Raw genomic sequence first — 12972 nt, forward strand, 5'->3', positions numbered from 1 at the left:
GGACGCGCGCGAGCCAGCTATCCGATTAGCAGTCCATATCGGCAAGCCGTTTACCCGGCGCGCGAAGAATAGAATGATGTTCGGCCGCCTAGCGGCCGAACATCATGGTCGCCTTAGTGCGTCGTGCGCGGATAGCGCATAACGCCGAGCGCCGCGAACAGGCGCTGTTGCACGCGCCCCATCAGGCCCGCCACGAATGCGTGGCCGCTGGCCGTGACGCGATACGTATCGACGTCGCCGTTGTCGTGCATGCTGGCATTCAGCCCACGCACGAAGGCGTCGACCTGAAAGGCGGCGTAGTCGTGCAGACGCACTTCGCCTTTCAGCTCAAGCCATGCGTCGGCGCAGACCGTGCCGAGGTCGACGGCGAATTGCAGTTCGATCGGTGCGCCCGTGTCGAGGAGCGGCGCGTTGTCGAATCCTTCGATGACCGCGGTTCGGACGTACTGGCTCATTGCGCGCCTCCGATATCCGTCATCGCGAAGGCCAGCTCGCGCAACTCGCTCGCCATGCCCTGCACCAGCCAAAGCAGGTTGACGCGCGCGCCTGCGTTCATCTCCTGAAACATCGTGAAGCCGTCATCGGCGAACGCCAGCAGCAGCGATTCGAGGTGCATCGCGCGGCTCGCGACGAAGTGAGACAACGCGAGCGTGCCGGCGAATTCGATGCGCCGGCCGTCGTTCATGTGGATCGACAACGCGTCAGCCATGCCGCACCTCCGCGCGCACGAGCGCCGCGATGGCGACGAGTGCCGCGCCGGTCGCATCGAGCGCGGTTTGGTACGTGTCGGCAGTGGCTGCTTCGCGCAGTGCGGCACGGATGATCGAATGGATAAGGGGAACGTTTCGCCTGGTATGGGCGTGTGTGCACTTGCGCATTGGGTGCGACCTCCGTTTTCGTGGTAACGAACCCGGCTCCCAACGCCAATTGGGGTGGCCGGGCACATGACAGGGTTGGCGTACCGGCGAAAACGGAAACCGGCGTGCCCGAGGGCACCCCCGCCAAGGCCCGACCGTTGAAGGCGTGCGTTGACGCGCGGACGAAAAAATACCGCCAAATGGCGGTCGTCCGCCGTTTTCAGATTCCGGACGCCAATCCGGGTCGCTGCTGTCTCAGCGACGACCATAGGATACCGCGCGCAGGCACGCGGCGCAAATGCGTCGAGCGGCGGCTCCGATGCAACGACGGAGCGACCCGGCCGCAGCCGGTCGCTCCGCGTCATGGCAAAGTGACTTTGGATGCGCGCGATCGTCATGCGCTCAGCCCGCTTTCGACCAGCATGACTGCAATGCGTTGCAGGCGAACGGCGGCGCGGGCGCGTTCGTCGTTGCCACTCGACCAAAGCACCCCCGTGATCGCGTCGATCTGCTGAACCGTCGGATCGGCGAGCGGCCGGCTGGCATCGTCCAACGCGTCGCCCAAATCGAGCGACGCACCTTCCAGCTCGCTCGCGAGCACAATGCGTGACGCGGGCGACAGAGTGTCCGGCGCGACGAGCAGCCGGGCAATTTGCGTCGCGTGAATCGCCGCCAGATGGCGGCTATCCGACGCCCAGAGGGCGGTCGCCACGCGCTCCAGGAACGCGGCCATGCGAAGCAGATCGGGATTGCCGCACGTCACGCGCGCGTCTTCGAACGCCGCGCAAGCGTCGAGCCACGCGCGGCGCGCATTAACGGACGGCTGCGTCGACATGCACTCGCGCGCCTGCGTCAAGTTGACCGTCATTACGCGCCCTCCGTCGTCTGGTTCGCCGCGTCGACAGCGCGATAGTTCAACGGATCGGCCATCCAGCGATGAGGCTCGCGATTTGACCAGACCGTGCAACGCTGCGTCAGACGACTCGCACGCGGAAAGCGCCCTTCCAACTCACGCTGGCGGACGGTTTCGCGGGACAAGGGAATGAAAGGACGGAGATCGCCCCAACGCGAAAAACCATCAAGCGGCAGTCCAACCGGGGCAGGTGTTGCGACTGTGTTTTTTGCGGACATTCGTGCTCCCTGAGTATAGCTGTGCCACCATCGACACAGGCCGGAAGCCTGAAGCACGAAACGCGATCGACGTATCGACAATCGCGTTTCGGCCACGTAAAACAAGACTGTCGTTACCTCAATCGCGTTTTACCGGTTCAACCCTGCGAGCCACGCCCTTTTCAACTTTCGCACGTGATCCGTCGTAACGCCGAAGCGAGCCGCAATGTCCGAACAGACGTTGCGCCCCTGAAAGTCTTCTCCGTTACGCCGACGACGATTGAACTCTTCGATGATCTTCGTGTTCTTCGCTTTCGAGAGCCGCGCCGCCTGAGCCGGTTTGATGGCCTTTTGCCTTTCCAGCTTTGCTTGCTCCTGCCGTTCTCGCTGTTCCGCTTCGAGCAGCGCCAAATGCGCGCGCGACATTTCGTGTTCTTCCGCACGCTCGGCAATCTGCTCATGCAGCGCGTTGATTCGTTCCAGCAGCGCTGATTCTGTTTTACGCCTCGCGTAGAGCACGACGCCTTCCAATGTACGACTGTTGAACAGTTCGTGCTTCATCAACTCTTGCGCGGTACGAAAATCATCCTCGTCAATACATTTGACCAGCAAGCCCGCCAACAATGCCATCGCCTCACCAACCGGGACATTACGAGGAATGATGTCTTCCATTTGTCCGAATGGACTTTCACCTCCCTGACTAGCAAAGGGCTGTGACGCTCGATGTTTTGCATCGGCAGCGGCGAAGGAGAGGATGCTTCTTCTGACACGCTGCTTCGGACGCCTTGGACGAAAGCCGGAGCGTGCTTTGTTTGTGAAAAACGGGCGAGGTTTACTTGTACTCGGCAATAGCGCACCCTTCCGTGCGGCCTTCACGAAGAACGCCAAGCCAGCCGGAGAAGGTGTCCGATTTTCGGGTGGCCGCCCTAGACTCGACGGGCCACATTTTCTCACGACTTGCTACGCCAACTATTCGGGGCGCAAAGCTTCAGACCGCCCAACGCATAGCAATCAGGCGAGAAGCCGGATGCATCGATAGCTCGCCTAGGAAATATCGAGGGTAGATCGCGCCGCTTGTATCAGGCGCGGGCACCTGTCGAGCCAACCTGCGGACCAGTGCCGTTCCGACTCCCGTTCTCCTCCGTCAAAAGCTCTCTCGCGAATGCCGCGAGGAGGGCGTCTGAGTCATCGATGAAGCCCCCCAGTAGCATCGCGGCACGCGCTTGGAGGTCCAGCCGCAGTGCTTCATAGGCGTCGGCCGATTGCAGTAATGCGCGCAGCGCAGCTCGCGTGTCTGGATACGCAAGTCCCCGTACATCACGCCCGAGCAGCCCCGCTGCTGCCAAGCCCACATCAAAGTTCGCGGCCTTGAGCAGGTCCGTCGCCTGCTCGTAGGTTCGCTCGATATTTCCGGCATCAATGTAGTTGCGCAGGACGAACAGCAGGTCCGCGGAGTCCGTATTTTTCGTTAGCCGCCTGTCTTTCCACGCGATGAGCTTGAGCAGCACGAACGCCGGCAGCGTTACGACCGGCACGACAAGACCTTCACCGATGCTCACCGGCTGCGCGGTATCGACCGCTTCTTGGAACCCAAGAACCGTCATCACGATGTCGCCATCTGGGGGCCAGTGTATCTCGCCCGGCGGGCCCTCGATCTGACCGAAGGGCACAATGTCGAGCTCACCTTCGTAGTCTTCCGCGCTGCGCTTGAACAGCAGCTTCTGCTGCTGTTTGGAATGACGCCTGAAGCGCTGCGTTTGCACCAACAGTTCGATTAGCGCGTCGTGGGACTCCCAACTAACAGCGCACACAGCGACGTCCACGTCGCGCGTGGCGACGGGGGCTCTGATATCGTGCAGATGCCACATGAGGATGTCACGCGCGGTCGCACCCGCGAGCACGAATTTCGCACCGAGTTGTGCACACGCGTGTTTCACGTCGCGCAGTAACGCGATTGTGAGCGCTTCGACAGGACGATCGACAGGAACTTCAAGCACGCTCTTTTGCAAGGTATCGATCATAAATAGTTTGGGCAACGGCACGATTCCGGTCATCGCCCGATGTGATTAGATCGCTATAGATAAGGAGTGGATGGACCACTTCCCGGTGAGGCAGGTTCCAACCTTCTTCCGCCTTGGCCGGCCAAAATGTCTCGAGTACTTCGACGTTACCGCGATCATCAGGCCGAAGCATCCCATTCAGCATCAAGCGCGGCGTAATACCCCCGTGAGAGTAAATCGTCAACGACGCGGGCTTGATCTCGTGGGTCAGGATGTCTGCGCCGGCCTCGCCGCCCAAGCGAGCATCGATGTCGAGAACCTCGGGTCGGCTCCACCAATTACTTTCCTTGGTCCAACTGGTAAAGCGACATGGGCTGAGCTTCGGACGCAAACGCGTTGGAAATAGACTCGTCCACTCCTCGATGAGCCGGCGGCGATCGGCAATGACCCGACGCGCGCCTTTGTGCACGACTAGTCCTCTGTATATCAAGTCGTCCATCGCCAAGTTGACTGTGTTCAAGGCAACAGCCGAGCGATCCGCAATCGTACGATAGGGGGCGTGGACGAGGCCCGACTGGGTCAGGAGCGCGAAGGTCACGCGCAATCCCTTGGGCGTCGTCGAACGCGACGTTGGGTTCTTGAGGTTCAGTGCGGGTTTGTCACGCCCGACGATCATGATGGTTGCTTCGGGCTCGTGGAGATATGCGTTGCCCGCTGTATCGAGAAACGGGATGCCCTTTGCTATAAGATCATCCGCCATCCTTGATGTTATGTGCTGTGTGACAAGCATTAGTGGGCGCGCATCGTTCGGCGCGCGCCGCGAGAGCATGCGGTTGACGATGATACTTGCGCCTAGCGAACGGGTACTCGCGTTGATCACCACTGGCATGTCGAAGCGCTTCCCCGCAACGGTAAATCGGACCCACGCATCTGCCCCGTAGCTTGCCGAAACCCGAGCATGCGCGAGATCTTTCTTCTCGTTTGCAGTCACGGGCGCAGCGCGGTAGTGGTGCGTCGCGTCAGAAAATGCTTCGCAAGCTAGCGTTAGCGCTTGCTGTTCGGTAGCAGTAAGGCGGTCAGGGGGAGCCATCGAAGGATTTCCTTGTACGTTAACTCTCAGTGTACGCAAAAAACATACAAATTCAAAATAACGCACAAACAGACCGAAAAGCCTCTGTGATTGTGGCCTGCGATGCGCGAGGTGTTGCCGTATGTTTTTTTCATTACGTCCCCAGAAAACGTACAAGCATAAATTAACGAACACCATGGAACGCTGGAGAGGGTCGGATCGTTGCGTTGAGACAGGCAGTAACTGCATACCGGCGCGTCCCGTGCCGGAGCTGTTTCAGCCGCCCTGTCCGCAACATCGCTCCGCGCTCTACCGCACGCGCAGCACCACTCGAACTCTGGAACACATCGTTGCTCAATAGCGTTACTGCATCGGGAAACCGGGCTGTCGACGCCAGTTCCACTTGCCGCCCCTTCGCATAAATAGGCAGGACGTGGCCCGCGCAAAGCTACTTCCAGCCCGAATCGAACGAAGCACCGTTCACCGACTTCAGAATCTCCGCAATCCAAATCGGCTGCTCGGGATTCATAGTGTCCGAAACTGTTCCCTTTCGGACATAGGCATGCGACCATGTCCGAAAATAAGCATTCGCCCGTTTCGTACATAGGTTATGATTCGGACGCCCTTTTCGAACACCCTAAGAGCACAATATGTCGAGAACCTTCGCATATGCACGTGTCAGCACGACCGATCAGACGCCAGCCAACCAACTCCGCGAGATCGAGACAGCCGGCTTCGCTGTCGACAAGCGCCGAGTCGTTACCGAGAGTATCTCGGGTAGCGTTAGTGCAGATCAGCGGCCCGGATTTGCCGAGCTGCTTCTCAAGATGGAAGAAGGCGATGTGTTAATCGTGACGAAGCTCGACCGACTTGGCCGGAATGCGATGGACGTCCGCGCAACTGTTGAAGCTTTGGCAGAACGCGGCATCCGGATTCATTGCCTCGCGCTCGGCGGCGTCGACCTCACCAGCGCGGCCGGACGAATGACGATGCAGGTATTGAACGCCGTTGCCGAATTTGAACGCGACTTGTTGATCGAACGAACGCAAGCCGGGATCGCGAGAGCAAAGGCTGAAGGAAAAGCGATGGGCCGCCCATCCGCACTTACCAAACCGCAGCAGCATGAGGTTCGCGAGCAACTCAGCGCGGGCGCGAGCGTCGCAAGCCTTGCGAGGCGTTATGGCACCAGTCGCCAGACAATCATGCGCGTCCGAGACGCAGTGTGAGCGGCTGCCAAAAGTGACTTTCTGGTAACTCACACCCTCACATTCGAAGCGCAAATGCGACGCGAACCCATCCATAGTGGAGGATCATGATATTTTGGAGCATCCACAAACCAATAGATCGCAGACGGCGGCTCCCTGCCACCGTCTCCGATATCATCAAGTCAACGCTCAATCGCCCGATAAATCTATGCCGGCAGCAGTCGATCGACAATTCCTTTGAGAGTTGTAATATCGTCCTTTTGCAAACGAGCAAGCCCAGATGCGACTAAGCATTTGAACTTCGTCAGATCCATGTTCAGCGTATATTCACGCTGAATATCCTCCATCAGAACCTTCCCACTACAAAGTCTTTTCCAATCGTTTTCCCAAATCGGCTCCCGCTCCAATTTCTTTTCAGCGTGACGGCACTTGAACTCATGAGCCCATTCCGAATTTGCAGTCCGAGAATTCAGCACCGACTCAACCTCCTTCAATTTTTGAAGCTGGAGATTCGCAATCTCCTCAATGTTTTTCCCCTTTATCTCTTTCGCGGTGAGACCAACGCGCAGCCCTCTGTATTCAGCGAGTATCTCAGCCGTTATAACAGAGTCAAGTTGACCGATAGCCAACTCGCGAATCCGCTTAGATAGCGCTCCACGCGACTCCGGCGGATTGGAAGCGTGTGTCCTAAGCAAATCGTACAGAATCTCCTCGTTGACAAGATAGTTTTCAAGGCAATATCGCTCCAATTGTTCTATCTTCACCAACTCAGTACTCTTCAAAGATGTTTCCTTTCTGTCATTATCAAAAAGGAAACTTTGCCGCTCCTTCAACAATCCTTTTTTCTCAGCAGCTTGCAGCGCCATTATTGACGCCTCGATTTCTTGCCGGCCCTTCAACGGTCGAAGTTCAATTCCAAAAAGCGCATCTGGAAACGCGGCCTGCAGAATATCGACGTCACTGTCGCCCTCAACAAATATCAATGCCTTAGCCGTTAGCGCTTGCTCAGCGCTGACGCCTAGCAGACTGATAGCCTCGACGACTTCGTGCACGTCCTGCCTGAGAATCGGTGATATATCGCTCCCATTGCGGAGATGAAAAAGCTCGGCATCATCGCGATCATATGCGTCTCGGGTTATTTCCGCACTGTGTGTCGACACAATAAACTGGCAGTCCATAGATTTCGCAACCCTTTCCGCCAGATACGGAAGAATTTTTCTACAAACAGCCGGATTCAAATGAAGCTCCAGCTCATCAACGAGCGAAATCGACCCTGGAACAAGCGAAGTTTTGAACAAAAGAAAACTGAGAACCAGTCCTTTTTCACCACTACTGAGACTATCTATGTCGAATACCTTTTCCGAAAGCTTATCCCTCACCAGAACCGTAACCAACCCTGTCGGTTTTTGCTGCAACCCGACGAATTCCTTACCCGGCAAGAATGCATCAAAGATCGAATTAAATTCCGGCGCAAGATCGATATCATTGAAACGAGACAGGACAGCACGATTCACAACCGTTTGCTTTAGCCTTCCATATTTCGTAGTCGCCGTCGAAAAATGGCTATCTAATTGCGCCTTAAAATCTTGCGACCCTATTTGAATAACGATCTCCCCCACAGGGAGCGAACGATCAGCGGGAAAATAACTAAAAATTGTTTTTTCGGGAGACAACCTTTGCTCTATATACCCGATGATCATATTGTAAATAGCCGACGATCCATTGATTCGATTTGAATCAATTTCAACCCTCACCTCCACGCGCTTACTGGAGGTTATTACTTTAATCGCCTCATCCACTGCACTCTTAGCCGTTTTCTCAGCCTCCTGCCCGATCGGCGTCGACATATAAGCCACCAAATCCAACGTGGGATCGTTAGGCTGCCGACCCAACTGCGCGGCGATCAAGTTTTTCGTTACCTGTGGAATGGCGTCTTGCAGATCCAAAATCTCTTGATCCAAAAACTCGATCGTTAGCGCAATCGAAATAGGCTTTGTCGCGTCTCCTGCCAACGCAGAAATATCGTACTGAAAATTTCCCTGCGCAAAATGCGCGCTGGTAGCACCCAAAGCAACCATCACGTTACGCAATTCATCATGTACGCGGGGGAATAAAATCGCTTTAGCGAGACGAATCGCCTCGAAGATAGAGCTTTTCCCTGACGCATTTGGCCCAACAACCACCGAAAGATTTTTTGATATTGAAAAATCGATATCACTCAGCTTTCTGAAATTCTTAATTACTACACGTCGAAGTTTCACGATGGCACCCCGTTGGTCAATTGGCGTTATCAGGACGAAACTTTGCTCTTTTGATCACGACAAGTATAAGACCGATTCTGAGCCTTTCGGTGACGAGGCTAACAAAGCGCAGCTCGGCCCCGCTGAAGGAGGTAGCAACAGACGTCAAAGGGCAACTTCGCGACCGGGCCAGCGGGGGCGCGGGGAGATCCTTTGCGCGGAACGTTCCAGACAGCGGGCATTTCGCTGAACAACAGAGCAAACGCCGACCGCGCAGCCACGTATCTCCAAAGTTATCTCCAAGAAATATGTGTGTTGGAGATAGACTTGGAGATAGTCAAAGCCTTACCGGACAAGGCTGACAAACGAAAAAACGTACTTATCTCCAACTCTCCAGAATTTTTTGTTTCCGGCGGCGGACGATGTTGTGTATCGCGCTCCTTCAGCCTATGCATCGCTGCCTGTTGGTATTTTTGTTGGTATCTATGTACAGATGACGCCCGAAGCTCTTTGTCAGCATAGAGATATGGATTCTGTCGGGGACCAGTGGGACAAGGGTTTCAGGGATCGGCGTGATACGTTTGTGATAAATCGCCTTCCCTACTCCCCATCCGGAATCACCGCGTCATCGCCCGTCGTCGATGTCAGAGCGTTGTCGCAGTGCCCCTTAGCGTGTACTGTCCGGGCCCCGTCTGCGTGGCTGTGCGGAAAAGCACGATCTCGCCACCGACGTGAGCCAGACAGAAAGCCATGCCGCACTGCTGGCGCGCATCCAGAAGCTCGAATCCCAGGTCGGGCAGTTGCAGGAAACGCTCGACGCGCAAGTCGAGACGAGCCTGCGCAAGCAGATGTTCGTGCCGCGATTCGACATCGCCGACGCAGCCGATTCGCATCGCTTCATGTCGGCCTCGACCTGCAGCGCATCCGATCTTCTGCACCCCCAATATCGGCGAATCTGCGGGCGCCTCAACATCGAGCGGCGCTTCCATCGCAAGGTCTGGGAGTGGGCGTTCATCGTCCACAAGCTCGAACAGGCCGGCGTGCGACGGAGGGCAAGCGCGGCCTCGTATTCGGCGTCGGACGCGAGCGGCTGCCGGCCTATTTCGCGAGCCGCGGCGTGTCGATCGTCGCAACCGACGCGCCCGCGGAAATCAGCGAGCAGGTCGGCTGGACGAAGTCGCTCGAGCACAGCAGCTCGCGCGACCAGTTGCGCTATCCGGACATCGTCTCCAACGAACAGTTCGACCGCCACGTGTCGTACCGCACCTGCGACATGACCGCGATCGACAAGGATCTCACCGGCTTCGACTTCACGCGGTCGTCATGCTGCTTCGGGCACCTCGGGTCGCTGCAAGCGGGCCTGCAGTTCGTCATCGACAGCGCCGAGCGGACACTGAACGACGGCGGCATCGCCTGCCACACGCCCGAATTCAATCTGTCGTCGAACGAAGGCACGCTCGATCACGGGCCCGTCGTCTTCTATCGGAAGCGCGACATGCAGGCTCTCGTCGAGCGTCTGCAAGACCTCGGGCACGAAGTGCAGCCGTTCGTCGTCGCGCCGGATTCGCATTATCTCGATTCGTATGTCGATCTGCCGCCGTACCAGCAGGACCCGCATCTGAAGCTGCTGATGGCCACGCACGTCGTGACGTCGGCGGGCATCGTCATACGAAAGAACGGGCTGCGCGACAGGCGCAAATAGCCGGCGACGCTTGCGGTGCGCGCGTCATGGACGCATCGGCCGTCGCATGGGCATTACCGTGCGCGGCATCCGCATTCGGGACCCGCTTGGCGCGTGCACGTTCGGCCGCGCGCGCTCGACGGTACGCCCTTGGCGGCACGCGCCGGACGGCGTGCCCGGCGGCTCGCGCTTCGCAACGTATCGGTCGCGGCTGCGTGCGCATCGAAAGCTCGCCGGGCTGCGGCATCGATCGCGGTCGCCGGGATCGCATCGATGAAGCAGCGCCGGAACGAATCCGCCGACGCGCCCGTATCGCGCGCCGTCCGGGCCGCCATCGACGTCCGCTCTTTCCGCTGGCACGCGCGATGCGTGCCTTGCAACGCCGCGGGCTTTGCTGCGATGATTGCCGTTGACCGGCGTTTCGATGCAGCAGACGCAGATACACATGAGAAGCCGATGGCGACCAGCCAGCGTCCACAGCGATACGCGGCCGCATTTGCCGCCGACACGTCGATCGCCGCCCGGCCGCCGCGCATCGTCCGCATGCGGCCGACCATGAAGTTTTCCGACTTGCGATGAAAGCCGCCCCGCCCGATCCTGCCGCCAGAAAACGCCGACGCCCGTCGCCCCTCGTGCTCAACCTCTTCGCCGTGCTGATCGGCGTCGTCACGTTCGGCCTCGGCGCGGCCTGGGTGATCTACACGTGGCTCGTCGACCGCGAAGCGCCGTACTTCGCCATCCCGCTCGTCTTCTCGGTACCGGTGATCGTCGCGGTCGCCGTGCGCGGCATCTGGGAGTGACGCGCGTTCGCTCGCGCGGGCTGCGCATCGCACCCACCGGCCTTCGCCCCCCTTCGCCGCCGTTCACCATTGTTCACCCCGCGTCGTCCGTCGACGCCGTCGAAGCAACCGACATCGCCGCCTCCGCGAATTTCCCGGCCGGACTGCTGTCCTACCGCGCAACACGCTCGTCCGATTCCCTCCCGTTTACCGCCCGACCGCCATGCCATCCAAGCCGCATCGCCCAAGCCTCAGTTTGTTCTCCGTCCGTCTGCTGTTCGCCGCCTGTGTCGTCTGGATCGCGTCCGTTGCGGGTGTCGCATTCGCGTCGCCCGCCCACGCGGCGGGCAAGGCCTGCGCGCGCACGTCGGCCGCACACGGCCACGCCTGCCGCGTTGCGCGCCACGTTCATGCGAAGCACGCCAAGCGCGCCGCCCGCGCGCGGCATCATGCGCCGCACATCAAGCATGAGCGCAGGGCCATTCCGGGAAAGAGCGGGCATCGCGCGCGGGCGAGCGCGCATCAGCCTCATCCGAAACGCAAGCGTCCGCGCACGTCGCGCGACGCCGTCGTCGCGGCCGCGAAGCCGCGGTTGCTCGCGAGCTGCGGCTACACCGCCGCGTCGCGCCGCCTGCTGCGCTCGCGCGCGATCTACGTCGTCGACGAGCGCACGGGCACCGCGCTGATCGAAAAGAACGCGAATCGCGTCGTGCCGATCGCGTCGGTGACGAAGCTGATGATGTCGATGGTCGCGCTCGACACGCGCGCGCCGATGTCGCGCCCGCTGCGCGTCAGCGCGCAAGACCGCGACTACGAGAAGTTCACGGGATCGCGCCTGAAGGTCGGCTCTGTGCTGTCGCGCCGCGACATGCTGCACATCGCGCTGATGTCGTCGGAAAACCGCGCGGCGGCGGCGCTGTCGCGCGACTATCCGGGCGGGCGGCCCGCGTTCGTCGCCGCGATGAACCGCAAGGCGCGCACGCTCGGCATGAAGCGCACGCATTTCGTCAACGCGACGGGGCTCTCGCCGCGCAACGTGTCGACGGCGCGCGATCTGTCGCGGCTCGTCGCCGCGGCGAACCGCTATCCGCACATCAAGACGTTCTCGACCGATACGTCGAAAACGGTCTTCCCCAACCGCGGCGAGCTGCGCTACGTGAATTCGAACGCACTCGTGCGCGCCGGCGACTCGAGCATCGTGCTGCAAAAGACCGGCTTCATCAACGAAGCGGGCCACTGCGTGGTGCTGCGCTACGCGGTGCGCGGGCGGCCGGTCGACATCGTGCTGCTCGGCGCGCCCGGGCCGCACGACCACGTCGCCGACGCGGCGAAGATCCGCCGCTGGCTCACATGCTCGATGCAGTGACGCCGCCCGGGCGCGCCCGCTGCCTGGTGGGCGCCGCCGCGCGATCCGCGCACGGCGGCCATACCGCAACCGCCGCGGATCGCGGCGAGCGGCTGCGCCGCTTACTTCTCGATCGCGCGCGCCACTTCGTTCGATCCGTACCACAGCCGGTAGCGGACCTCGAACTCCTTCGGCACGTACACGACGATCGGCAGACGGCTGTTGTAGCGCAACAGGTAGCCGCTGCCGCGCACCGGCACGAACGCCTGCTGCGGTTCCTGGCCCGGGCAGGCCATCAGCGTGGCGGCCGGCCCCTTCGCATTGGCGAGCACGTAATACGGATAGCCCCAGCCCTGCACCGTTTCGTGCTTGAGGTCGCCGCCGAACCAGTGCTGATTGCAATCGACGTTGATCGTCTTGCCGACGACGAGTTCGACGCGAATGTCTTCTTCCAGCTTTTCGGCGGGCAGCACGATGACCTCGCGCTTCTGCCCCGCCTGGGCGGCCGGGAACATCTTGATGTCTTCCGCGAACGGCTTCGGCAACGATGCGGCGTCGGCGCCCGCGGCGGGCGTCGACGTGCTCGCCGCCGACGCGGCGGCGGAGAAGCCGGCGAATGCGACGCACGCCGCCCAGGCTGCCAAGCGAGAGGCTGATTTCATACGGTGCTCCTGAAAGAGTGATGA

Annotated in this window: 16 protein-coding genes; 5 read left to right on the forward strand and 11 right to left on the reverse strand. The window is 59.8% G+C overall.

What is annotated here, in order from left to right:
* Positions 1-113: 113 nt before the first annotated feature.
* The 8 genes from AQ610_RS13840 to AQ610_RS13865 form a co-directional block, all read right to left on the reverse strand.
* Positions 114-455 (reverse strand): hypothetical protein, encoded by a 342-nt coding sequence (locus tag AQ610_RS13840; RefSeq protein WP_006024959.1) that lies wholly within the window; start codon positions 453-455, stop codon positions 114-116.
* A complete protein-coding gene (locus AQ610_RS13845) occupies positions 452-709 on the reverse strand; it encodes a hypothetical protein (RefSeq protein WP_009911651.1) in 258 nt (85 codons plus the stop codon). The genes AQ610_RS13840 and AQ610_RS13845 overlap by 4 nt, the downstream gene beginning before the upstream one ends.
* Complete coding sequence (locus AQ610_RS36835; RefSeq protein ID WP_006024957.1) at positions 702-878, reverse strand: hypothetical protein; 177 nt, start codon at positions 876-878, stop codon at positions 702-704. The genes AQ610_RS13845 and AQ610_RS36835 overlap by 8 nt, the downstream gene beginning before the upstream one ends.
* Before the next feature lie 373 nt (positions 879-1251).
* A complete protein-coding gene (locus AQ610_RS13850) occupies positions 1252-1725 on the reverse strand; it encodes a hypothetical protein (protein ID WP_006024956.1) in 474 nt (157 codons plus the stop codon).
* The gene (locus tag AQ610_RS37380) at positions 1725-1988 is read right to left on the reverse strand and encodes a helix-turn-helix transcriptional regulator (protein ID WP_231748925.1); all 264 of its coding nucleotides are present in this window, start codon (positions 1986-1988) and stop codon (positions 1725-1727) included. Before AQ610_RS37380 ends, AQ610_RS13850 begins: the two co-directional genes overlap by 1 nt.
* 129 nt (positions 1989-2117) lie before the next feature.
* Positions 2118-2639, reverse strand: a complete 522-nt coding sequence (locus AQ610_RS31845; protein ID WP_009911650.1) for a DNA-binding protein — start codon at positions 2637-2639, stop codon at positions 2118-2120.
* 407 nt (positions 2640-3046) lie between these two features.
* The gene (locus AQ610_RS13860) at positions 3047-3988 is read right to left on the reverse strand and encodes a nucleotidyl transferase AbiEii/AbiGii toxin family protein (protein WP_043282081.1); all 942 of its coding nucleotides are present in this window, start codon (positions 3986-3988) and stop codon (positions 3047-3049) included.
* A complete protein-coding gene (locus tag AQ610_RS13865) occupies positions 3957-5057 on the reverse strand; it encodes a type IV toxin-antitoxin system AbiEi family antitoxin (protein WP_043282079.1) in 1101 nt (366 codons plus the stop codon). The genes AQ610_RS13860 and AQ610_RS13865 overlap by 32 nt, the downstream gene beginning before the upstream one ends.
* A gap of 629 nt (positions 5058-5686) precedes the next feature.
* Between AQ610_RS13865 and AQ610_RS31850 the strand changes: the two genes are divergently transcribed.
* The gene (locus tag AQ610_RS31850) at positions 5687-6262 is read left to right on the forward strand and encodes a recombinase family protein (protein WP_009911645.1); all 576 of its coding nucleotides are present in this window, start codon (positions 5687-5689) and stop codon (positions 6260-6262) included.
* Positions 6263-6447: 185 nt separating this feature from the next.
* Here AQ610_RS31850 and AQ610_RS33610 read toward each other — a convergent pair whose 3' ends face one another.
* Positions 6448-8502, reverse strand: a complete 2055-nt coding sequence (locus AQ610_RS33610) for an ATP-dependent nuclease (RefSeq protein WP_006024952.1) — start codon at positions 8500-8502, stop codon at positions 6448-6450.
* A 623-nt stretch (positions 8503-9125) separates the two neighbouring features.
* On the reverse strand, positions 9126-9470 hold the full coding sequence (locus AQ610_RS13885) for a hypothetical protein (RefSeq protein ID WP_144411952.1): 345 nt from the start codon (positions 9468-9470) through the stop codon (positions 9126-9128).
* A 128-nt stretch (positions 9471-9598) separates the two neighbouring features.
* On the opposite strand from AQ610_RS13885, the gene AQ610_RS13890 reads away from it, so the two are divergent.
* From AQ610_RS13890 to AQ610_RS13910, 4 genes are all read left to right on the forward strand, one after another.
* Positions 9599-10183: a class I SAM-dependent methyltransferase gene (locus AQ610_RS13890; RefSeq protein ID WP_231748927.1), complete on the forward strand. Its 585-nt coding sequence runs from the start codon at positions 9599-9601 to the stop codon at positions 10181-10183.
* Positions 10184-10435: 252 nt separating this feature from the next.
* Positions 10436-10741, forward strand: coding sequence for a hypothetical protein (locus AQ610_RS13900; RefSeq protein ID WP_009911641.1), 306 nt, complete (start codon positions 10436-10438; stop codon positions 10739-10741).
* Positions 10738-10962 carry a hypothetical protein gene (locus AQ610_RS13905; protein ID WP_043282178.1) on the forward strand — a complete coding sequence of 75 codons (225 nt, stop codon included), beginning with the start codon at positions 10738-10740 and terminating at the stop codon, positions 10960-10962. Before AQ610_RS13900 ends, AQ610_RS13905 begins: the two co-directional genes overlap by 4 nt.
* A 202-nt stretch (positions 10963-11164) precedes the next feature.
* A complete protein-coding gene (locus AQ610_RS13910) occupies positions 11165-12307 on the forward strand; it encodes a serine hydrolase (protein ID WP_043282077.1) in 1143 nt (380 codons plus the stop codon).
* A gap of 101 nt (positions 12308-12408) precedes the next feature.
* Here the strand turns inward: AQ610_RS13910 and eco are convergent, their stop codons facing one another.
* Positions 12409-12948 (reverse strand): serine protease inhibitor ecotin, encoded by a 540-nt coding sequence (gene eco / locus AQ610_RS13915; protein WP_043282076.1) that lies wholly within the window; start codon positions 12946-12948, stop codon positions 12409-12411.
* Positions 12949-12972: the final 24 nt, after the last annotated feature.

It is taken from the genome of Burkholderia humptydooensis (assembly GCF_001513745.1).
Classification (GTDB): domain Bacteria; phylum Pseudomonadota; class Gammaproteobacteria; order Burkholderiales; family Burkholderiaceae; genus Burkholderia; species Burkholderia humptydooensis.

Excerpts from the sequence above, each read along its gene's own strand:
- AQ610_RS13840 (WP_006024959.1), bottom strand. The coding sequence starts at position 455 with ATGAGCCAGTACGTCCGAACCGCGGTCATCGAAGGATTCGACAACGCG.
- AQ610_RS13845 (WP_009911651.1), bottom strand. The coding sequence starts at position 709 with ATGGCTGACGCGTTGTCGATCCACATGAACGACGGCCGGCGCATCGAA.
- AQ610_RS36835 (WP_006024957.1), bottom strand. The coding sequence starts at position 878 with ATGCGCAAGTGCACACACGCCCATACCAGGCGAAACGTTCCCCTTATC.
- AQ610_RS13850 (WP_006024956.1), bottom strand. The coding sequence starts at position 1,725 with ATGACGGTCAACTTGACGCAGGCGCGCGAGTGCATGTCGACGCAGCCG.
- AQ610_RS37380 (WP_231748925.1), bottom strand. The coding sequence starts at position 1,988 with ATGTCCGCAAAAAACACAGTCGCAACACCTGCCCCGGTTGGACTGCCG.
- AQ610_RS31845 (WP_009911650.1), bottom strand. The coding sequence starts at position 2,639 with ATGGAAGACATCATTCCTCGTAATGTCCCGGTTGGTGAGGCGATGGCA.
- AQ610_RS13860 (WP_043282081.1), bottom strand. The coding sequence starts at position 3,988 with ATGATCGATACCTTGCAAAAGAGCGTGCTTGAAGTTCCTGTCGATCGT.
- AQ610_RS13865 (WP_043282079.1), bottom strand. The coding sequence starts at position 5,057 with ATGGCTCCCCCTGACCGCCTTACTGCTACCGAACAGCAAGCGCTAACG.
- AQ610_RS31850 (WP_009911645.1), top strand. The coding sequence starts at position 5,687 with ATGTCGAGAACCTTCGCATATGCACGTGTCAGCACGACCGATCAGACG.
- AQ610_RS13885 (WP_144411952.1), bottom strand. The coding sequence starts at position 9,470 with ATGGAAGCGCCGCTCGATGTTGAGGCGCCCGCAGATTCGCCGATATTG.
- AQ610_RS13900 (WP_009911641.1), top strand. The coding sequence starts at position 10,436 with ATGAAGCAGCGCCGGAACGAATCCGCCGACGCGCCCGTATCGCGCGCC.
- AQ610_RS13905 (WP_043282178.1), top strand. The coding sequence starts at position 10,738 with ATGAAAGCCGCCCCGCCCGATCCTGCCGCCAGAAAACGCCGACGCCCG.
- AQ610_RS13910 (WP_043282077.1), top strand. The coding sequence starts at position 11,165 with ATGCCATCCAAGCCGCATCGCCCAAGCCTCAGTTTGTTCTCCGTCCGT.
- eco (WP_043282076.1), bottom strand. The coding sequence starts at position 12,948 with ATGAAATCAGCCTCTCGCTTGGCAGCCTGGGCGGCGTGCGTCGCATTC.